This window comes from Roseburia sp. TF10-5 (assembly GCF_003462365.1).
Classification (GTDB): domain Bacteria; phylum Bacillota; class Clostridia; order Lachnospirales; family Lachnospiraceae; genus Roseburia; species Roseburia faecis.
In genome coordinates this window covers 198,768-217,794 of record NZ_QTYW01000004.1, presented here as the reverse complement: position 1 = coordinate 217,794, position 19,027 = coordinate 198,768, and the positions used below count along the sequence as shown (strand labels likewise).

Sequence of the window (19,027 nt, the reverse complement as noted above, 5' to 3'; positions counted from 1 at the left end):
TCTCCTTTCAAAGTTCCGCAGTTAGTCTGTTGTAACTGCTGTTAGTCTGTTTATTTTATGATAGTCTTTTCCCTATGTTATGTCAAGAAGGCAAAACAAAAATGGATATCATGTAAAAAAGGAGAGATACAAAATCATGATCTCTCCAAGAATTTTTATTTGGTTTCAATTGTTCCACCGCACAGCACATGATCGTCCTGATAAAAGACAGCAGCCTGGCCAGGCGTCATGGCACGCTGCGGTTCGTCAAACTGTGCCAACAGTGTTCCGTCCGGCTGCGGATACAGCGTACACGGTGCACCTGCATGCGAGTAGCGGATTTTACCGATAGCCTTGACCGGCCCGGTCAACTTTTCTTCTGCCATATAATTGATATTATCCACATGACAGTCACGAGAAAACAGGCTTTCGGACTTGCAAAGCACGACTTCGTTTGTCTGCGGACGAAGTTCCTTGACAAAAATAGGCGTAGATGAAGAAATGCCAAGACCCTTGCGCTGCCCGATCGTGTAATGAATCAGCCCGCGGTGCTGTCCCATAATGTTTCCTTCTTCATCGACAAAATTACCCGGTTTGCTTTCTTTTCCGGTCTCCTGTGTAATAAAAGAGGCATAATCATGATCCGGTACAAAACAGATATCCTGACTATCATGCTTTGTGGCAACCGGAAGCCCGATCTCCTCTGCGATCTGGCGGATATGAGGCTTATCATAATCTCCCACCGGCATCAGGGTACGGGAAAGCTGATCCTGTGTCAGATTGTAAAGTGCGTAGGTCTGATCCTTCGCCGCTGTAACGGAATTGCGGATCGTATAGCGGCCATTCGGCAGCTGCATGATACGCGCATAGTGTCCTGTGGCAATATAATCCGCACCAATCTCCAGTGATCGATGAAGCAGTGACTCCCACTTGACATAACGGTTGCAGGCGATACACGGATTTGGTGTACGCGCTTTTTCGTATTCTGACACAAAATAATCAATGACATATTTGTGGAAATCTTCCTTAAAATTCATCACATAATAAGGAATTTCCAGACGCTCCGCCACGCGGCGGGCATCCTCCACTGCAGAAAGTCCACAGCAGCCACCTTCCTGTGACTGCACAAAGACATCCTCATCCTGCCAGATCTGCATAGTGACACCGATTACATCGTATCCCTGTTCTTTTAACAGATAGGCCGCCACGGAGGAATCCACACCTCCGGACATGCCGACAACTACTTTTTCTTTCATTTAATACTCCTCTTCCGGAGCCTCTTCCTTCTCACTGATATCGTTGACCGGGCGCTCTAATCCCTCGATCTTGATATTGTGTTTCTCTGCATAATCCCATAAAGCAGCATGAATTGCTTCCTCTGCCAGCAGGGAGCAATGCACCTTCACTGGTGGAAGTCCGTCGAGTGCTTCCATAACGGCCTTGTTGGTTACCTGCAGTGCTTCCTGGATCGTCTTACCCTTTACAAGCTCGGTTGCCATACTGCTGGTTGCCACTGCTGCACCGCAGCCGAAAGTTTTAAATTTTGCCTCCTGGATGATGCCATTGTCATCAATATCCAGGTACATACGCATGATGTCTCCGCACTTTGCATTTCCAACAGTGCCAACACCACTTGGGTTCTCAATCTCTCCTACGTTTCTTGGGTTATTAAAATGGTCCATTACCTTTTCGCTGTACATTTTGTTTCTCTCCTTCTGCAAAATATTCTATCCGTTTTTCCGCACAAAATCCTCATACAGAGGAGACATGCTGCGCAGACGTTCGATAATTGCCTTCAATTTATCTACCGTATAATCAATCTCTTCCATGGTTGTCTTCTCGGAAAGTGTCAGACGAAGACTTCCATGTGCAATCTCGTGTGGCAGTCCGATTGCTAAAAGCACGTGTGACGGATCTAATGATCCGGATGTGCAGGCGCTTCCGCTGCTGCCACAAATGCCCGCCTGATCGAGAAGAATCAGCATGGATTCTCCCTCGATAAAACGGAAACAGAAGTTTGCATTATTTGGAAGACGGTCGGTACGGTCTCCGTTTAAGCGGGTGTACGGGATCTCTGCAAGCACACGCTCGATCAGATGATCACGCAGTTTTACTTCATACTCCGTGTTCTTTTCCATATTGGCAACTGCAAGTTCCGCTGCTTTTCCAATTCCAACGATACCCGGAACATTGTGTGTTCCGGCACGGCGCTGACGTTCCTGTGCACCTCCGTGAATGAAAGAACGGATCTTTACGCCTTTGCGGATATACATGACTCCGATTCCCTTTGGTCCGTTGATCTTGTGACCGCTGGCACTGAGCATGTCGATATTCATCTCATCCACGTTGATCGGCACATGTGCAAATGCCTGTACCGCATCGGTATGGAACAATACCCCGTGTTTCTTTGCAATCGCACCGATTTCCTTCAGTGGCTCGATGGTTCCGATCTCGTTGTTTGCTGCCATGACAGAGATGAGAATTGTATCCGGACGAATGGCTGCCTCAAGCTCGTCCAGCTTAATCTTACCATTTTCATCCACACCGACATAAGTCACTTCAAATCCGTGCAATTCCAGCCACTGTGCTGTGTGCAGGATCGCATGGTGCTCGATCGCGGATGTGATAATGTGCTTTCCCTTGCTGCTGTATGCCTCTGCGGTTGCTTTGAGTGCCCAGTTATCGGACTCGCTTCCGCCTCCGGTGAAATAAATTTCCTCGGTCTTTGCCCCGATCACATCTGCGATCTGCTTTCTTGCTTTTGCAACCGCACGCTCCGACTCTCCTGCAAAGCTGTAAATAGCTGCCGGATTACCGTAATGCTCCGTAAAATACGGGAGCATCGCATCAAGGACTTCCGGGTATACCTGTGTGGTAGCCGCATTGTCCAGATAGATTAATTTACTCATACTCTTCCTACTTTCTTCTTTGTTATATTACATAATCCCCATTTTTTTCTCTCTGCCAGTCAACCAGATCCTGCAATGTGATATGATCCACAACACTGCAGATGGCATCATTAATCTTTTTCCAGAGAATCAGGGTAACACAGTCTTCCCGTTTCTCACAGTTGACGTCGTCTCCCTCATCGAGACATGCAACCGGTGCCAGCGATCCCTCGGTCAGGCGGAGAATCATTCCAACGGTATACTCCTCCGGTGCTTTACGCAACAGATATCCCCCCTGTGCTCCACGCACACTGCGCACATAACCGGCGCGGTTCAATACGGAAATAATCTGCTCCAGATATTTGTCGGAAATCTCCTGACGTCTTGCAACATCTTTTAAACTGATCGGCGCTCCTGTGTTGTTCAATGCCAGATCCAGCATCAGTCTCATGGCATATCTGCCTTTTGTTGAAATCTTCATGATAATATATCTCTTCTTTCTTAAAAAAATGTACAGCATTTAAAACTTAGTATTCCTACTAAGTTACTATACATTGGTAAGATAAATTTGTCAATCTATTATCAATCGATATTTTTCCTGCTTTCTTTGCGCATTTGTTTCTGGCGGTACATATTCTGATCGGCAAGTGACAGATACTCATCTATAGTCTCTTCTCCCCCCGCAAACGTCAGCTCTACACCGATACTGATCATAATGTTTTCCTTGGTCAGCCGGCTCTGCACACGATCCGTGTACTGTTGTGCCTTTTTGGAAGTCGCATATGGGAAAAATCCGATGAACTCATCGCCTCCGTATCTGCATACATATCCCTGTTCCGGGCATTCTTCCTCAAGAACCTGTGCAATTCTTATCAGTACCTGATCTCCAAATTCATGTCCATATGTGTCATTCACAGATTTAAAATCATCCGCATCCACAAAGACAAGCGCACATGCTATTCCCTTTTCCTGATACTTTGCAAATGCCGGACGGATAATGTCCGTATACGCAATCCGGTTACAGATACCGGTCAGCGGGTCCCTGTTGTACAGCATCTGGAGTTTGTTTGCTGCATTCTCCAGCTGTTTTTGCTTAAACTGCGTTTCCAGTGTCTTTACAATCGTGCTGTGAATGTCATAATAATATGGATTATCATACAGAAAGCGTCCGTTTTTCATTACCAGATAACCAACCGACTGTTCCCGGAAATGAATCGGGGTAAACAGATAGGCATTCTGGCTTCCTGTTTCTTCCAGATGGCGGTTCAGTTCCCCGACACTGGCAAATGCCATTCTCTTATGGTTCTCAAATCCATCTGCCACCACAAGATTCTTTTCATCATAGCCTTCCACCGGAAAATCCGTATCCTCATCGGCCGCAAACAGCTTGCGGTCCACCACAAAATATACCCCGTCACATCTCAGTTTCTGGAAATAGTCAACAATATATTCAAAAATTTCCCGGAAACCATTGCACCTTGCCATCTGCGCTTCCAATTCCACGAGAAGGGAATCATCCTCATCTTTTTTGACTGCGGCGACAATCTTTTCCTTTATATATTCACGGTAATTTACCATGCCGTTATTCGGACAGCCACAACTTTCTCCGTAAATACAGGTAACCGGAATATAATTGCGTTCTTCCACCGGTTTTCCTTCCCAGATACGGAGCAGTACATCCACACAAAGCTTTCCGATCTCCTCCCGGTCCTGAAATACAGTCGTAATCTGCGGACGGAAATAGGCTGCCTTATCCAGATTATCAAAGCCCGTCACCAGAAAATCGTCCGGTACGCGGTACCCCCACTGTTCTGCCTCTGCACAGATTCCTGCCGCAATATTGTCATTTGCACAGACAAACACATCTGGAAGTTTCGAGCCGCTATGGACATACTCCCGCATATAGTTCACGCCTGTCTCATAGTCGTAATCCCCACATAAAATCGGATTGTCATCCAATGTCATTCCATATTTTTTCAGGCATTCGCAGTACGCAGCAACACGTTCAAAATTTCCGAAAGCATCTTCCGGGCCTCCGGCAAAAACAAATCTGCGGCATCCATGCACTTCGTATAAATGTGTCATAAGTTCACGGATCGGACGCCGGTTATCTGCGCCTACATAATAAAATCCGCTGATATACCAGTCCAGGGAAAGAACCGGAACCCCGCAATTCTGCAGGCGTTCTACAATCTTTTCTTTTTGCCGGACATCCACAATATTGCTTCCATCCAGTATAATTCCATCAAACGCTGACAGATCCGGCAGATTATAAATATTATATTCGCCCGTATTATGCAATGCATCTTTGCTCCAATTGCCATAACAATTGTACTGATACAAAGCAATATCCTCATCCAGTTCGCGAATTCTCCGAATGATTCCATCTACCCAGGCATACGTGATCATCCGGCGCCAGCCGTCTGATATCAATGCTATTTTTTTCAATTGTCCTCCCCCATATACCAATTCATGCCGATATGTTTAATTTATCACAAAAAACCAAAGGCTTCAATGCTGTTCTATACAAAAAACATGTATCCTTTGTGATTTTTCACTTTTTATGATATGATAGGAGTCTAGACTTTAGAAAAGAGGATATTTTATGGCAAAAGGAACTGCTGGGAAAAACTATTGGGCACTTCTTTTGATGATTCTCGCAGGTGTTGTACTGGGTGGCTTTATCGGTCAGCTTAGTGCCGGTGTTCCGGCTCTCCGCTGGCTGAATTACGGACAGACCTTTGGTCTTTCCAACCCACTGGTACTTGATCTGGGAATTCTGGTGCTCACATTTGGATTAACCATAAAAATAACGATCGCCGGCATCATCGGAATTGTGCTGGCGATCCTGATTTACCGATTTCTGTAACAGGTGCTTATTTCAGGAACCGCTCGAGACTGCGCATATGCTCCTTCATCGTCTCCCGTCCCATACGGTAGGCGGCAAGGAGTCTCTGCCGGTCTCTTTCTACTTTGCTGACTTCTATCTTTTTGGGCGGACGAATGACAAACAATTCCCCACGTTCTTCTTTTTCCCTGATATATTCCAGTTCTTCGTTGTAATGCTCATGCCGGTGTTCCATGGCATCAATCATCGCCGGATACCTGCGAAGCGATACTTTCGCCAGCGGCATCAGCTGATTCTTTTTTTTCACATAATCCCGCGGCTGCGTCAGAACCACTACCGTTTTATCAAACCCCAGTTCCTGCATTTTCTGCACCGGAATGGAATCTGCTACACCTCCATCAAGCAATTCATATCCATCCACGCAGACCGGCTTTGACACAATCGGCATGGATGCCGATGCTCTCATCCATTCCATTTCTTTCTTATCACACCGATCCACTTTTTTGTAAAGAGCTTTCCCGGTTTTGGCATCTGTCACCACCACGTAAAAATCCATCGGATTCTTGCGGTAAGTCTCATAATCAAACGGATCAAGATGCTCCGGGATATCATGATAACAGAACTGTTCCCCGAACATATCCCCTGTTTTCAAAAATGTACGCAGTCCCGCATACTGCGGTTTATTACAGTACGCTGCATTGTAACGAATGACGCGTCCCGGCTGATTGGACTTATAATTACAGCCAAACACAGCTCCTGCAGATACTCCCATTGCTCCGTCAAATATAATCTGATGCTCCATCATCACGTCGATGACTCCGGCGGTGAACATTCCGCGCATGGCTCCGCCTTCCATGACCAGTCCTTTTTTCATCATCGGATCCCTTCTTTAAATAAGCAATACTTTTTGATTCTATCATCTGTTTTGTATTCTAGCTTTCTTTCTCCATGATTTCAAGGGGCGAAACCATGATTCTACCTTAACATTTCCTTATTTTTACATAATCCCGCTTTCTTCTGCCCAAACTAATAAATATTTGTAGAGGAAAAGGAGTATGCCCTATGTATGGTTCACTATTTTATGTATTGCCCATTCTGGCAGTAATTGCAAAAACTGTTTTCCGCGCAGTCCTTCCCTTGCTGATCGGCTGTATGATTGCCTATGTAGTTAATATCCTTATGTGTTTTTACGAAAAAGGGTATGCAAGAATATGCCGTATGGCAGCCATTGCGCCCTTACAGCGTCCCCTATGTATGACACTCTCCTACCTTTCGCTTGTGCTTGTGATCCTGATCTTATGGTGGATGATCGTTCCTCAGCTGTTATCCTGCATCCGGATCATCGCAACCGATTTCCCCCAGGTTTTAGAATTACTGTGTGAGTGGGCAAACGAACATCTGCAAATGGATCTTGGCATGGGAAACGAAATCCGGGCATGGATGAATGAACCCTTTTGCTGGGATACACTGATTGCAAAAATCCCCCGTCTGGCAAAAGGCATGAAAACTTCCCTGGAGAAACTTGGCAGCTGGCTTTTAATTTTTCTGCCGGGACTGATGTTTTCTTTTTATCTGCTTGCTGCCAAAGAATCCCTCTTACGGATGGGCAGTTCCCTGATCGACCGGTGTTTCGGTGTTTTCCAAGGGAAAAAAATACGTTATGTACTGACGGTTCTCAATCAGTCCTTCCATCATTTTCTGGCAGGACAGACCATAGAGGCAGTAATCCTCGGTATGCTTTGTACCATCGGCATGTGGATTCTTCGGCTTCCCTATGCTGCCATGATCGGTTGTCTGGTAGGTGTAACCGCACTGCTACCGGTCATCGGAGCTTATATCGGTGCCGCAGCCGGTGCGTGTATGCTTCTTACGGTTTCCCCGGTAAAAGCACTGGTATTTCTTATCTTTTTAACAATTCTCCAGCAGATCGAAGGCAATTTTATCTATCCCCGTGTGGTCGGACATTCCATCGGGCTGCCCGGCATCTGGGTACTTGCCGCAGTCATTGTCGGCGGTGGGGCATTCGGTATCTGGGGAATCCTGTTTGCCGTGCCACTTGCAGCAGCCATCTACCGGCTGCTCCGTCCCTCAATCAATTAAAGCCGTGCAGCAACGCTGCACGGCTTCTTAAAAATAAGCAGAAATCAAATAGAGCTTACGCTCTCTGTGTTTTTTAAACTAAATGGAACCAGTTCATGTGTGGCCGGTTTGTTGAGATCAATCATGCCAAACAACAGATCGATACTTTTTCTGGCAATCTTTTCATACCCCTGACAAACCGTCACAATCTTTGGATTATAATAATCTGCAAGAAGTGTTCCGTCAAATCCGATCACCGAGATATCCTCCGGTACCCGCAGACCCGCATCAAAAATTGCGCGCATGGCACCAACTGCCATCACATCACTCATGGCAAAAACCGCTGTAATGGATCTTTTGGAAGCCAGCATCCGGTTCATGGCATTGTATGCACTCTCATATGAGAACCGCGCTACCGCATAACTTTCTTCCTCAAATTCACAGCCATGTTTTATAAAGCTGCGCTTCGCTCCTGCTTTACGGTATTTACTTGGGGAAGATAATGCCATATCTCCCCCGATAACAGCAATATCGCGATGTCCGTGATCAAACAGATAATCAACCGCCATCTCCGCAGCTGCCATATCATCTGTTGAAACAGATGCAAGATTCCGAAATCCCAGTTTATCCGCCCGATCTGTCACCAGCACACACGGAACATTGACCAGTTCAAATTCTTCATGAAAGTACTGTATATTACCTCCAAGGAACAAAATCCCCATTGGCTTATGTTCCCTGCACATCCGCACAGCCTCTTTCACTTCATCTGCATCTTCATCCAGATAATGCACCCGCAGGGAATAATCCGATCCCTCGATAGTATCCTGAATTACCTCTATGATATTTGTAAACAGCATATTCGAAGTACCTTTTACGAGAATCAGAATACTCTGGCTCACGGTCTGTTTTAAATGCTTGGCATTGTTATTTGGTACAAACTGGTAAGCTTCCACAATTCGCATAATGCGGTCACGGGCTTCTTCGCTGACATCTCTTCTTCCATTCAGGACACGGGAAACCGTACTGACAGAATATCCTGCCTCTTTCGCAATATCTACAATTGTCATTCCTTCACCTCGTATATACAGACGAAATGTCTATTTTCTAGCCCTTGACAGCACCTGCAAGAACTCCTTCTATTATATATTTCTGGCACGCAATATAAAAGATAATAATTGGCAGAATTGCAAGAACAAGTACCGCCATCATGGCACCCCAGTCGATCTGTCCATGACTCTGTTTCAGGAACTGGATTGCGATCGGAATGGTTTTATACTTATTAATATTCAACACCAGACTCGGCAGAAGGTAATCATTCCATACCCACATCGCCTCAAGGATTGCTACCGTTACCGTCGTTGGCTTTAAAATTGGAAAAACCACCTTAAAAAAGGTCTGTAATGGTGTACATCCATCAATCATTGCAGCTTCTTCAATTTCCAGGGAAATTCCCTTTACAAAGCCGGTAAACATGAAAACGGCCAGCCCCGCTCCAAATCCCAGATATACAACAATAATTCCAAGAGGATTGGACAGATGTAAAAGGTTTGCAAATTTTGATAACGTAAACATTACCATCTGGAATGGAACAATCATGGAAAACAGACACAGTACATAAATTGTTTTCGTCACTTTTGTATGGACTCTGGTAATATACCATGCACACATGGAGCAGCAGATAATAATCAATGCAACCGACCCTACTGTAATAAACAGGGAAATCCCAAAACTGTTCCAGAAATTTGTCTTACGGATACCGTTGGAATAGTTCAGCCAGCCACAGAATGCACGTTCAACACCATGGATAAATTTATCCCAGCCAGCGGAAAGCGGCTCTGTTCCAAGTGTAAACGGATGTCTGAAAATAAAGGCTTTTCTTTTAAAGGAATTTAAAAGGACTACCAGAATTGGTGCAATCCATAAAATGCTGATAACCGTAAATGCCAGTGTCCAGATCCAGCCATGTTTTGCCTGACGGACAGCACTTACCTGATTGTTATTCTTTTTAGCCATTAGTCCTGCACCTCCTTGCTTGTGGTCAGTTTATTCTGAATCAGCGCAATAACTGCAACCAGAATAAAGAAGATAACCGCTTTGGCCTGACCAACGCCCTGCCATCCGGTCGTGCCGTACATTGTGTCATAAATATTTAATGCCAGAAGCTGTGACATCTTAGCCGGATTACCACCGGTCAGAGCGAAGTTCTGATCAAATAACTTAAATCCATTGGTCAGCGTCAGGAATGTACAAATGGTGATCGTCGGCATCAGCATCGGAAGTGTTACATGCCGGAGCAGCTGCCAGGAATTTGCACCATCAATCTTTGCCGCCTCGATTAATTCTCCCGGAATATTCTGGATTCCTGCAATATAGATAATCATCATATATCCGATCTGCTGCCAGCATACTACAATAATCATACCCCAGAACGCATACCACTGTGTGGATACGATTGTCTTGGAGAAATTGGATAATACGCTGTTAAAAATCATCAGCCAGATATAACTGAGTACGATACCACCAATCAGGTTTGGCAGGAAAAATACGGTACGGAAAAGATTGGTACCCCTGATGCCTTTGGTAAGTGCCATCGCAATGAGAAATGAAATCACATTGATGATCAGCACCGATACAACCGTAAATAACGCTGTATACCATAATGAATGAATAAATGTTGTGTCTAACTTTCCGTTTACAAAAAAGATTCTCGAATAGTTCTGTAACCCTTTCCATTTCCAGTCTGTAACGGTTGTGAACTTACAAAAAGATAAGAAAATTCCATATACAAACGGTACAATAAATCCAATTGCAAATGCAATCATTGTCGGAAGCAGAAAAATCGGGAAATATTTTTTAATTGCTTTTTCCATAATACATTCCTTTCACTAACTGCAGCCCCTGCCAGTACCAGCCTGCACTGCAGGTGCTTCTTTAAAAAAAGGAGTAAGCGGCATGCCACTTACCCCTTTTCCCATCATCTTTGATTACTGTGCATCATCTTCATGGGCGATCTTCCACTGATTTGCCCATCCATCAACAAATGCGGTCTTTACAGCATCCCACTCACCTTCACCTGCGGTATAGGCAGTCAGGGCAGAAACAACATCCGCTCTCCAGTCATCTACGTTTGGAGTAGCATTGAAGCTCCATGCTACAGATGTTTTTCCGTCAGTCATTAACTTGTTTGCAGCCTGTGCAAATGCATTCTTTGTCTCGTAATCACCTGTAAATGTATCATATGGAGCAGTAAGTCCCATCTGATTTGTAATGGCATCACGTCCCTCGTCAGAAGTGATTACCCAGTTTAAGAACTCAAGTGTTGCATCAATATCTTCCTGAGATGCCTTTGCGTTCACTGCCCAGTAGTTCTCAGTACCAACACAAAGTCCTTCATTCTCATCATCTACACCAAAGTAAATTGGCATCATGGATAAGTCATCTGCTGTAACGGCATATCCGTTTTCCTCGTTTGTTAACGGAGAGAACTCCCAGTCACCATTCTGGTAGAAGACTGCCTCTCCCATACCAAACTCAGACTCTGCATTTAATGCACCGGAATTTAATGTCTTAGGATCTGCTGCGGAATCAGATACATACATATCCCATACGTTTTTGAAGTTATCAAGATAAGTTCCCTTAATGGACTCTTCCCCGGCTGTAAGGTCACATCCATCATCCTTGAACTCATAGTACAGTGGCATATTTGCAAGATGTCCGGAAAATCTCCAGGAAGATCCGTCATCCAGTCCTGCGGAAGCAAATGCCTCTGTCAGGTCAGTTCCAAGTTCCTTATTGATGTCATCAATACGGGAATTGATGTCATCTGCAACTTTCTTTAAAGTATCAAAGTTGTTAATCTCATCTACCGAAGAAACTACAGCACCATCCATGCCACAGTATCCTTCCAGAATTGTCTTGTTGTAGATCAGACCGTAGCACTCATAGCAGTTTGCAATGGCAGCTACCTTATCATCATAGTTGATTACAAGAGACTTATCTGTCAAGTGCTTGTAAAGTTCAGAGTCCTTCAGATCATATGTATAATCGTTCCATGTCTGTGCTGCGGAAGAATTTCCTACATTAAAGATGGTAGGTGCATCCGACTTTGCCATCTCGGACTGTAATGTTGTGTTGTACTGTCCGTCTGCTGCGGTAAGCACATTTACCTCTACACCTGTCTGATCGGTATAGGTCTCTGCCAGATTCTGCCAGGCTTCGTCTGTCTCTGGTTTAAAGTTTAACATGTAAACCTTTCCGGAACTCTTGCTGGTCTTGTCTCCACCCTGTGTGGATGTGCCGCCCTTATCGCTTCCGCATCCTGCGAATGCTGTGACAACCATTGCGGCAACCATTAATGCTGATACAATTTTCTTTTTCATATTTTCACCCTCCTGAAATAAATACGTTCGTAGCGTTACCGTCCATACGGCAACCCCTGGTTGAAAACGTTCACGGCAATGTTTCCGGTAACGTTTTCAGTAAGCAGAGTATACACCTTTTTTGCACGGTTCCGCAAGTGTTATTCTCATTTTTGTGAAATAAGTAGGTTTTTCTTTCTGTTTTTCATGCATATTGCACAATATATTTTTCTTTGCTTGACATATATAGGCTATCGATATATATTCCATGTATAGGCAGTCTATAATATGTGTATCTGGAGAACTTCCGGCTCTGGCGGGATTGCGGGCACTGGCTCCTGCATGCGGCTCCTGCGCCCGCAATCCAGCCAGAATACAAAGTCCTGCCAGACCACAAATTATCAAACACTTAAAGGAGGTTTATATACCATGAGTATTGACAAAAATCTCGTACAGGGAAGCATGGCACTTCTGCTGCTGCGCCTTCTGGAAACCAAAGACATGTACGGCTACGAAATGATTGAAGCACTTCGCAGCAAATCCAACAACGTCTTTGAACTGAAAGCCGGCACCCTGTACCCACTGCTTCACTCCCTGGAGAGCAAGGGCTATGTGCGGTCCTATGAGGATGCTTCTTCCGGGAAAAAACGCAGATATTACCAGCTGACAGAAGCCGGCCGGCATCATTCTTCCGAAAAAAAACAGGAATGGATGACCTATCAGGCTGCTGTAAGCAATGTGTTAAGTTTTGAAGGAGGAATCTGATATGGAGGAAAAAGAATATCTGCAGACCCTGGGCGAACAGATTTTAAACCCACATGCACGTACCCATGTGCTGGAAGAAATTCAGGAACACATTGACGAACAGATGCAGGATTATATAGATACAGGAATGTCTCCGGACGCAGCAGAAAAAGAAGCTGTCCGGCAGATGGGAGACCCGGTTGCAGCCGGCACGGAATTAAACCGGATCCACCGTCCCCGGTTTCCGGGTGTTTTGTTCGGCATTGCGGTGGCTCTTACATTATCCGGAATTTTCATGCAATATATCCTGTATGGTTCTGAACCACTTAACACCACCTATTCCAACACCGTGTTTATGCAGCATGCCGTTTTCTATCAGGTGATTGGCTTCGGCATTATTCTGTTTGGGATGTTCAGCAATTACATGTGTTTATCAAAATACAGCTGGTTTTTATACGGTCTGTTTTTGGGATTCGCGCTGCTCGCCTGCTTCTTTCCGGGCACGTTCTCTTTCTGGCAGACCCGTACCTTTAGCTATTATCTGTGTCTGCTGTATCCACTGTCCTATGCACTGCTGCTATACTCCAACCGGAAAAAAGGATGGAAAACCATTGTCTGGCTACATGTGCTGTCACTCCTGTTTTTCGGAGCGATCCTAAGCCACACCAGTGGTTTTGTATGGCCGCCGGTTCTGGCATTTGTTTTTCTGTCCGTCCTGCTGTCCGGAATCTGTATCCAAAAAAGGATTCTGCCCGGTTCCAAAAAGGTTCTCTGGTGCTGGACACTTCTTCCTTATATCGGAATCGCAGCTTTGGCAGGCAGCCTGTTTTTACGTCCGCAAACCTATCTGTATGACCGCCTGTTGACTGCACTCGGACTGCAGCATACTGACGACGGACCTGGCTTTACGAGACTTGCCCTGCAGTATGAACAGACACGTTTTTCCCTGTTCGGTGGAAGTTCTGTCAGTGACCGTCTTCCACGGGAAGAACTTTACTCTACCTATCTGCTGCACAGTATTTTTCTGTGGTTCGGCATTGCGGCCGGCATTTTAATCATCGCTGCACTTGCCTTTTTTGCGCTGTACAGCATGCACTGTGCGCTGCGGCAGAGCAACCGTCTGGCAATGCTGCTTGGTACTGCTGCCAGCGGAGTCCTTCTCCTTGAGCTGTTCAACTATGTACTGACGAACTTTGGCATCAATCTGTTTTATACCGCCTCTGTTCCGTTCTTATCTTACGGACTTACTGGCACAGTTGCCAATTCCATTCTGGTGGGGATTCTGCTGGGGATCATCCGGAACCGGAATGTGTTGTATGAAAAAGAATCCGGCCCAGCCGTGATTCCGGATACTGGAACGGTTTAAACAGCAAACGGCATAGCCTGTGATCCCTGCAATATGTACTGAATCACAGCTATGCCGTTTTTATCTTGTTTTATTTCCGTAGTAAAAGAAAAATCGGGTGAGCTGGCGGCTTCTTTGCCACCGGATCATCCGATTTTAGTATCTGCCTGTTACAAATCGCAGGAAGGATACCGGTTTGCGTCCGTAGCTCTTCGTCCGTTTCACGTAATCCTTGTAATACTGAACTACCTGAGCAAAGGACATGGTTGGATCGATTGCATACATCATCGATACACCTCCTTTTTTATTTTGGTGTGCGCCCTTCTCAATTATCTTATGTCATATGGGCTGATATGTTCGAAATGATTTTCTCATTTCTTGTATACATTATAACACCGTCTTTGGTAGTATTCAACAAAAATAACGTAAAATTTTTGTGCAAATCACATATTGCTTTTGTAAATATTGCTCATAAATAAATGTTCCCGCAACAATTCTTTCTGCGTCCTCTCTGCTGTCCAGAAAATATTATTGCCTGTGATTACAGCTTTTAGTGCAATTGGTTCCACACCCGCCTTTTTATATTCTGCCAGAAATGCATCCACCTGATCCGAATTCATTTCCGAAAAAATCAGCATTTCTGCCGGAAATTCCGGACCGTCATATTTTTTTGCCTCTCTGGTAAATCCCTGTATCTGCGCCAGCGTGCCCAGTTTCTGGGAATAATCCTTGCGGGCAACATCTATGATACGAATGCCTAATGTCCTGCATACATTCTGAATCACTGCGTATTTATCCCGGTTTATACGAAAAAGTAATATTGTCTGTGCCATAATTTTCTCCCTGCTGATCCGCTGCCTTACCTGTGTCTGTTTTCATCAGACTCCAAACTCCCTGTAATCCTCCGGCAAAAAACGATGGTAAATGATATGGATTCCCTCATCCTTAAAACAATAATAATAGGGATCTTCCTCATCCTCCGCAAACCGGAACATCCAGTCGAATTCCCCATTTTCGATCTTCTGACATTCCACATGGGACGAATGTTTACAGAACAGTTCCCGGATCTCCTGCATGGTACAGCCATGCCTGCCAACCAGTTCCACCAGTTCCCGGATAAATTCATCCGGCTTTTCATGCTCATGGACATATACACTTCCCTGTTCCGGAATATAAAAACAGAAACGCTCTTTTTTTGCCGTCACACCTACATCCCCGAGTTTTTCCTGCCAGGTTTCCGGCAGATGCTGCAGGCGATGAAGCATTTGTTCTTCTCCCTCCTGCACGTCAAAAAAGTGATTCAGAGAGGACAGGGGATAGTATAACCGGATGGCTTCTTTTCGAAATCCCAGTTTTGCCTGTTCCTCTTTGATCGTGTCCGTCAGACTTTTTTCCAGCCGCTCGTATCCCATCCTGTCCTCCTGTATCTATAGCTGCATGATAAAATCTGCTTTACCGATCCTGCAGCAGAATCTGCCGTGTCTTGGGATCATCCGGCGGCAGATTGCAGTGCAGGACATGAAATCCTCCGGTCTGTGACCCTTCAATCACATTGATTGCCCCATTGTAGAGTCTTGTCTTTCCGGTTCCGATCTCATGATTCGTAAGCCCTGCCAGAAGCACATTGATTGCCGCTCCATGGGATACCGCAGCCACTGCCTGATGCCCCGTTGCCGCAAGAAGCTCTATCGCACGCTCCATGCGTTTCTGCACATCGGCAAACGGCTCCATTCCTTCGACATGGTCGCCTGCCGCAAGTGCAAAATACTCTTTTTTATCTTTTACCAGTTGTCCGGAAAACGGACCAAGATCCCGCTCAATCAGCTCCTGCATCGGCTCTACACCGTCTCTGCTTAACCCGATCTGTGCAGCAATCTCCTCCCCTGTGCAGTGTGCACGTTTCAGTGGGCTTGTATACACAGCTTCTATCCCCAGTCCCTGCAGCGTCTGCCCACAGCGCACGGCCTGTGCAATTCCTGCCGCATTCAGTTCTATATCTTCCCTTCCCTGAAAACGGTTGATATGATTCCAGTCCGTTTCTCCGTGCCTGATTAAATATATTTTCATTTTTTATGTTTACCAGCCTCAAAAAATTTCTTTGTCTCATATACAACCACACCATTTAAAGCAAACAGCGCAATCATATTCGGCAGTGCCATCAGACCATTGAAAATATCGGCAATCGTCCAGACAGCACTTACCGTCATATACGGTCCGATAAATACTGCCAGAATATAAATCCAGCGGAACACCATTACTTTTTTCATATTTCCACCGGTCAGATATTCCAGACATCTCTCACTGTAATAATCCCATCCAAGAATCGTTGTAAAGGCAAAAAATACCAGACACATCATCAGGACAAAAGAAGATACCACATGAGGGAACGGAAGTCCGTTCTGGAACGCATATGTAGTAACCTGAACGCCCTCGAGTCCATCCACCTGCCATGCTCCGGTCAGTACAATGGAAAGTCCGGTCAGTGTACAGATCACAATCGTGTCAATAAATGTACCTGTCATGCTGACAAGTCCCTGACGCACCGGCTCATGTGTCTGTGCTGCTGCCGCTGCGATCGGCGCACTACCAAGTCCTGCCTCGTTTGAGAAAATGCCCCTTGCAACACCGTTTTGCATGGCAACAAACATACTGCCTACCACACCACCGGTGACTGCACGCGGATGAAATGCGCCCTGCACAACCGTAACAACCGCTGCAGGGACTTTTGTAATATTACAGATAATTAAAATCAATGCAAATACAAAATATGCAACCGCCATAAACGGAACAACAATCTGGCTGACACTTGCTATACGCTTGATTCCGCCAATCAGCACGGCACCCACACAAAATGCAAGGATCAGGGAAGCGATTACAACCGTCCAGGAATAAGTTCCGATTCCCGGAATTGCCACGGTATGAACCTTATTCGGGTCAAAAAAGTTCTGGATGGCACTGGCTATACCGTTCACCTGGCTGAATGTTCCGATTCCGAACAGACCTACACAGACTCCAAAAAAGGCAAAAATCTTTGCAAGCCATTTCCATTTCGATCCCATTCCCTGTTCAATATAGTAGAACGGACCACCCAGACTGTGTCCGTCTTTGTCAACTACACGGTATTTGATGGCAAGTAATCCTTCGGAAAATTTTGTTGCCATTCCGAAAAATGCCGCCACAATCATCCAGAACAATGCCCCCGGGCCGCCTGCGCATACCGCAGTTGCCACGCCGACAATGTTTCCCGTACCGATCGTCGCACTCAGTGCCGTACATAACGCCGCAAAACTGGAAATTTCTCCCTTGCCGCCCTCTTCATTTTTGATCATCCACTTGAGTGCCAGCGGAAGCCTGCGCATCTGCAGGACTCCCAGACGCACGGTCAGTAAGATACCACCGCAGAGAATCAATACCATAAGCGGAACTCCCCAGACGAAGTTGTCCACGGTCTTTAAAAATGCATTGATTGTTGTCCACATAATTTTTCTCCTTATTTTCCTTTTTCAAAAGGCTTTTCCTGCGTACAAATGTGCTTTGTACGCGCACATTAAAAATTATACGCAAAACAGGAAACAAGTGCAAGAAAAAAATCATTTTTGTCGGTGAAAACATAAAATTCTGTTGCTATTTTAAATCAGAAAAAATATACTATAAGAAAAACAGATCAGATTTAAGGGGGAATTTTCCATGAAAACATTCATCGGCACAGGTGTGGGACAGCCGGAAGCTGCCGTGCATCAGGCAGTACAGGGACTTACATCCCCAAGTGCAATTCTTTTTATGGCTTCTTATGAACATTTCAAAGAAACTGCCTCACGCTTAAAAGAACTTTTTCCGGATACTCCGTGTATCGGAACGATCGGAACCAAACTCGTAAACGGACAGGTGAATGATTCCGGTCTTGCGGTTCTTGGATTTTTTTCTGATGTGAAGATCCGCTGTGGTATCATCACCGAAGCCAGCCGTTGTCCGGTTGCGGGCACAACGCAGCTTCTGAAGCAGATTGCAGAGATTTCTCCCGGCACAGACGATACGGTATGCGTGGAATATTGTACCGGCTCCGAAGAAAAGCTGGTAACCACGTTTACATCCTGTCTGGAAACAAAGGGCATCCATCTGGCAGGAGGCACCGTTTTCGGTGTCCCGGACGGCAAACCTCCGGTCGTTGCATATAACGGAGAATTATATGAAGATGCCTGCGTCTATGCACTGATCAAAAATACAACCGGAAAAATACGTGTATACAAAGAAAACATCTATGAAAAAACATCGGTTCAGAGTCACTTTGCCACAAAAGTCGATGTGTCCCGTAAAGCACTCATCGAACTTGACGGCAGACCCGCCGCAGACGTATACAGCGCAGAACTTGGCATTCCCCGTGATAAAATCGTTGACAACGTACTGGTCAATCCTATGGGACGTGCGGTGGGCAATCAGGTTTTTATCTCTTCCATGAACGGAATGGATACAGACGGCACACTGACCAACTACAAACGAATCAATAAAAACGACTGCATTTATTTCTTAAGCCTCGGTGACTACAAAGCAACAGAACAGCAGACACGCCAGCAGATCCAGCAGGACGCATCCCATATTTCCCTGGTTTTATCCATTGACTGTATCTACCGGTATCTGCTCTACGAAAAAGAGGGATATTTTTCTACATATGCAAAAGACATGGCAGTTCTCGGACCACACCTTGGCATTGTCGGCGGTGGCGAACAGTATAATAACCAGCATGTAAACCAGACGATGGTCTGCGTGGTATTTGAATAGGAGGAACTTT

General features: G+C 45.4%; 20 protein-coding genes. 5 read left to right on the top strand and 15 right to left on the bottom strand.

The features are described 5' to 3' along the window. Window positions 1-155 precede the first annotated feature (155 nt). From mnmA to DXD06_RS06250, 5 genes are all read right to left on the bottom strand, one after another. A complete protein-coding gene (gene mnmA, locus DXD06_RS06270) occupies window positions 156-1,235 on the bottom strand; it encodes a tRNA 2-thiouridine(34) synthase MnmA (RefSeq protein WP_117831052.1) in 1,080 nt (359 codons plus the stop codon). Further along, window positions 1,236-1,679, bottom strand: coding sequence for a Fe-S cluster assembly scaffold protein NifU (gene nifU, locus DXD06_RS06265; RefSeq protein ID WP_022044805.1), 444 nt, complete (start codon window positions 1,677-1,679; stop codon window positions 1,236-1,238). Window positions 1,680-1,706: 27 nt separating this feature from the next. Beyond that, window positions 1,707-2,888, bottom strand: coding sequence for a cysteine desulfurase NifS (gene nifS, locus DXD06_RS06260; protein WP_117831051.1), 1,182 nt, complete (start codon window positions 2,886-2,888; stop codon window positions 1,707-1,709). Between the two features lie 22 nt (window positions 2,889-2,910). Next, window positions 2,911-3,348 carry an RrF2 family transcriptional regulator gene (locus DXD06_RS06255; RefSeq protein ID WP_055260973.1) on the bottom strand — a complete coding sequence of 146 codons (438 nt, stop codon included), beginning with the start codon at window positions 3,346-3,348 and terminating at the stop codon, window positions 2,911-2,913. 101 nt (window positions 3,349-3,449) lie between these two features. After that, window positions 3,450-5,315 carry a diguanylate cyclase gene (locus tag DXD06_RS06250; RefSeq protein ID WP_117831050.1) on the bottom strand — a complete coding sequence of 622 codons (1,866 nt, stop codon included), beginning with the start codon at window positions 5,313-5,315 and terminating at the stop codon, window positions 3,450-3,452. A gap of 157 nt (window positions 5,316-5,472) precedes the next feature. On the opposite strand from DXD06_RS06250, the gene DXD06_RS06245 reads away from it, so the two are divergent. After that, a complete protein-coding gene (locus DXD06_RS06245) occupies window positions 5,473-5,736 on the top strand; it encodes a DUF4321 domain-containing protein (RefSeq protein WP_055067167.1) in 264 nt (87 codons plus the stop codon). 7 nt (window positions 5,737-5,743) lie between these two features. Here the strand turns inward: DXD06_RS06245 and DXD06_RS06240 are convergent, their stop codons facing one another. Further along, window positions 5,744-6,592 (bottom strand): patatin-like phospholipase family protein, encoded by an 849-nt coding sequence (locus DXD06_RS06240; protein WP_330418159.1) that lies wholly within the window; start codon window positions 6,590-6,592, stop codon window positions 5,744-5,746. Between the two features lie 185 nt (window positions 6,593-6,777). On the opposite strand from DXD06_RS06240, the gene DXD06_RS06235 reads away from it, so the two are divergent. After that, window positions 6,778-7,815 carry an AI-2E family transporter gene (locus tag DXD06_RS06235; protein ID WP_117831049.1) on the top strand — a complete coding sequence of 346 codons (1,038 nt, stop codon included), beginning with the start codon at window positions 6,778-6,780 and terminating at the stop codon, window positions 7,813-7,815. A 44-nt stretch (window positions 7,816-7,859) separates the two neighbouring features. Here the strand turns inward: DXD06_RS06235 and DXD06_RS06230 are convergent, their stop codons facing one another. The 4 genes from DXD06_RS06230 to DXD06_RS06215 all read right to left on the bottom strand — a co-directional run bounded on the left by DXD06_RS06230 (window position 7,860) and on the right by DXD06_RS06215 (window position 12,173). Further along, on the bottom strand, window positions 7,860-8,861 hold the full coding sequence (locus tag DXD06_RS06230) for a LacI family DNA-binding transcriptional regulator (RefSeq protein ID WP_022044938.1): 1,002 nt from the start codon (window positions 8,859-8,861) through the stop codon (window positions 7,860-7,862). A gap of 37 nt (window positions 8,862-8,898) precedes the next feature. Continuing rightward, a complete protein-coding gene (locus DXD06_RS06225) occupies window positions 8,899-9,807 on the bottom strand; it encodes a carbohydrate ABC transporter permease (protein WP_022044939.1) in 909 nt (302 codons plus the stop codon). After that, window positions 9,807-10,664 (bottom strand): carbohydrate ABC transporter permease, encoded by an 858-nt coding sequence (locus DXD06_RS06220; protein ID WP_117831048.1) that lies wholly within the window; start codon window positions 10,662-10,664, stop codon window positions 9,807-9,809. The genes DXD06_RS06225 and DXD06_RS06220 overlap by 1 nt, the downstream gene beginning before the upstream one ends. A gap of 114 nt (window positions 10,665-10,778) precedes the next feature. Beyond that, on the bottom strand, window positions 10,779-12,173 hold the full coding sequence (locus tag DXD06_RS06215; protein ID WP_117831047.1) for an ABC transporter substrate-binding protein: 1,395 nt from the start codon (window positions 12,171-12,173) through the stop codon (window positions 10,779-10,781). 408 nt (window positions 12,174-12,581) lie between these two features. Between DXD06_RS06215 and DXD06_RS06210 the strand changes: the two genes are divergently transcribed. Then, complete coding sequence (locus DXD06_RS06210; RefSeq protein WP_117831046.1) at window positions 12,582-12,917, top strand: PadR family transcriptional regulator; 336 nt, start codon at window positions 12,582-12,584, stop codon at window positions 12,915-12,917. A 1-nt stretch (window position 12,918) separates the two neighbouring features. Then, the gene (locus tag DXD06_RS06205; protein ID WP_117831045.1) at window positions 12,919-14,262 is read left to right on the top strand and encodes a permease prefix domain 1-containing protein; all 1,344 of its coding nucleotides are present in this window, start codon (window positions 12,919-12,921) and stop codon (window positions 14,260-14,262) included. 135 nt (window positions 14,263-14,397) lie between these two features. On the opposite strand, the gene DXD06_RS06200 is transcribed toward DXD06_RS06205, so the two are convergent. The 5 genes from DXD06_RS06200 to DXD06_RS06180 form a co-directional block, all read right to left on the bottom strand. Further along, window positions 14,398-14,529, bottom strand: coding sequence for a hypothetical protein (locus tag DXD06_RS06200; protein ID WP_055260949.1), 132 nt, complete (start codon window positions 14,527-14,529; stop codon window positions 14,398-14,400). A 155-nt stretch (window positions 14,530-14,684) separates the two neighbouring features. Next, entirely contained in the window at window positions 14,685-15,074 is a 390-nt protein-coding gene (locus tag DXD06_RS06195) for a DUF3783 domain-containing protein (protein WP_022044945.1), read from the bottom strand. Between the two features lie 45 nt (window positions 15,075-15,119). Continuing rightward, a complete protein-coding gene (locus DXD06_RS06190) occupies window positions 15,120-15,653 on the bottom strand; it encodes a DUF3877 family protein (protein WP_022044946.1) in 534 nt (177 codons plus the stop codon). 40 nt (window positions 15,654-15,693) lie between these two features. Beyond that, window positions 15,694-16,308, bottom strand: a complete 615-nt coding sequence (locus DXD06_RS06185; protein ID WP_117831044.1) for a histidine phosphatase family protein — start codon at window positions 16,306-16,308, stop codon at window positions 15,694-15,696. Then, complete coding sequence (locus DXD06_RS06180; protein ID WP_022044948.1) at window positions 16,305-17,720, bottom strand: alanine/glycine:cation symporter family protein; 1,416 nt, start codon at window positions 17,718-17,720, stop codon at window positions 16,305-16,307. The genes DXD06_RS06185 and DXD06_RS06180 overlap by 4 nt, the downstream gene beginning before the upstream one ends. A 208-nt stretch (window positions 17,721-17,928) precedes the next feature. Here DXD06_RS06180 and DXD06_RS06175 point away from each other — a divergent pair, with 208 nt between their 5' ends. Beyond that, a complete protein-coding gene (locus DXD06_RS06175) occupies window positions 17,929-19,017 on the top strand; it encodes an FIST signal transduction protein (protein WP_117831043.1) in 1,089 nt (362 codons plus the stop codon). Window positions 19,018-19,027: the final 10 nt, after the last annotated feature.

Bases quoted from the DNA above. Each gene is read 5' to 3' on its own strand.
- DXD06_RS06220 (WP_117831048.1), bottom strand. From the start codon at position 10,664: ATGGAAAAAGCAATTAAAAAATATTTCCCGATTTTTCTGCTTCCGACA.
- DXD06_RS06205 (WP_117831045.1), top strand. From the start codon at position 12,919: ATGGAGGAAAAAGAATATCTGCAGACCCTGGGCGAACAGATTTTAAAC.
- DXD06_RS06180 (WP_022044948.1), bottom strand. From the start codon at position 17,720: ATGTGGACAACAATCAATGCATTTTTAAAGACCGTGGACAACTTCGTC.
- nifS (WP_117831051.1), bottom strand. From the start codon at position 2,888: ATGAGTAAATTAATCTATCTGGACAATGCGGCTACCACACAGGTATAC.
- DXD06_RS06210 (WP_117831046.1), top strand. From the start codon at position 12,582: ATGAGTATTGACAAAAATCTCGTACAGGGAAGCATGGCACTTCTGCTG.
- DXD06_RS06215 (WP_117831047.1), bottom strand. From the start codon at position 12,173: ATGAAAAAGAAAATTGTATCAGCATTAATGGTTGCCGCAATGGTTGTC.
- DXD06_RS06245 (WP_055067167.1), top strand. From the start codon at position 5,473: ATGGCAAAAGGAACTGCTGGGAAAAACTATTGGGCACTTCTTTTGATG.
- DXD06_RS06175 (WP_117831043.1), top strand. From the start codon at position 17,929: ATGAAAACATTCATCGGCACAGGTGTGGGACAGCCGGAAGCTGCCGTG.
- nifU (WP_022044805.1), bottom strand. From the start codon at position 1,679: ATGTACAGCGAAAAGGTAATGGACCATTTTAATAACCCAAGAAACGTA.
- mnmA (WP_117831052.1), bottom strand. From the start codon at position 1,235: ATGAAAGAAAAAGTAGTTGTCGGCATGTCCGGAGGTGTGGATTCCTCC.
- DXD06_RS06200 (WP_055260949.1), bottom strand. From the start codon at position 14,529: ATGATGTATGCAATCGATCCAACCATGTCCTTTGCTCAGGTAGTTCAG.
- DXD06_RS06190 (WP_022044946.1), bottom strand. From the start codon at position 15,653: ATGGGATACGAGCGGCTGGAAAAAAGTCTGACGGACACGATCAAAGAG.
- DXD06_RS06235 (WP_117831049.1), top strand. From the start codon at position 6,778: ATGTATGGTTCACTATTTTATGTATTGCCCATTCTGGCAGTAATTGCA.
- DXD06_RS06185 (WP_117831044.1), bottom strand. From the start codon at position 16,308: ATGAAAATATATTTAATCAGGCACGGAGAAACGGACTGGAATCATATC.
- DXD06_RS06195 (WP_022044945.1), bottom strand. From the start codon at position 15,074: ATGGCACAGACAATATTACTTTTTCGTATAAACCGGGATAAATACGCA.
- DXD06_RS06240 (WP_330418159.1), bottom strand. From the start codon at position 6,592: ATGATGAAAAAAGGACTGGTCATGGAAGGCGGAGCCATGCGCGGAATG.
- DXD06_RS06225 (WP_022044939.1), bottom strand. From the start codon at position 9,807: ATGGCTAAAAAGAATAACAATCAGGTAAGTGCTGTCCGTCAGGCAAAA.
- DXD06_RS06230 (WP_022044938.1), bottom strand. From the start codon at position 8,861: ATGACAATTGTAGATATTGCGAAAGAGGCAGGATATTCTGTCAGTACG.
- DXD06_RS06255 (WP_055260973.1), bottom strand. From the start codon at position 3,348: ATGAAGATTTCAACAAAAGGCAGATATGCCATGAGACTGATGCTGGAT.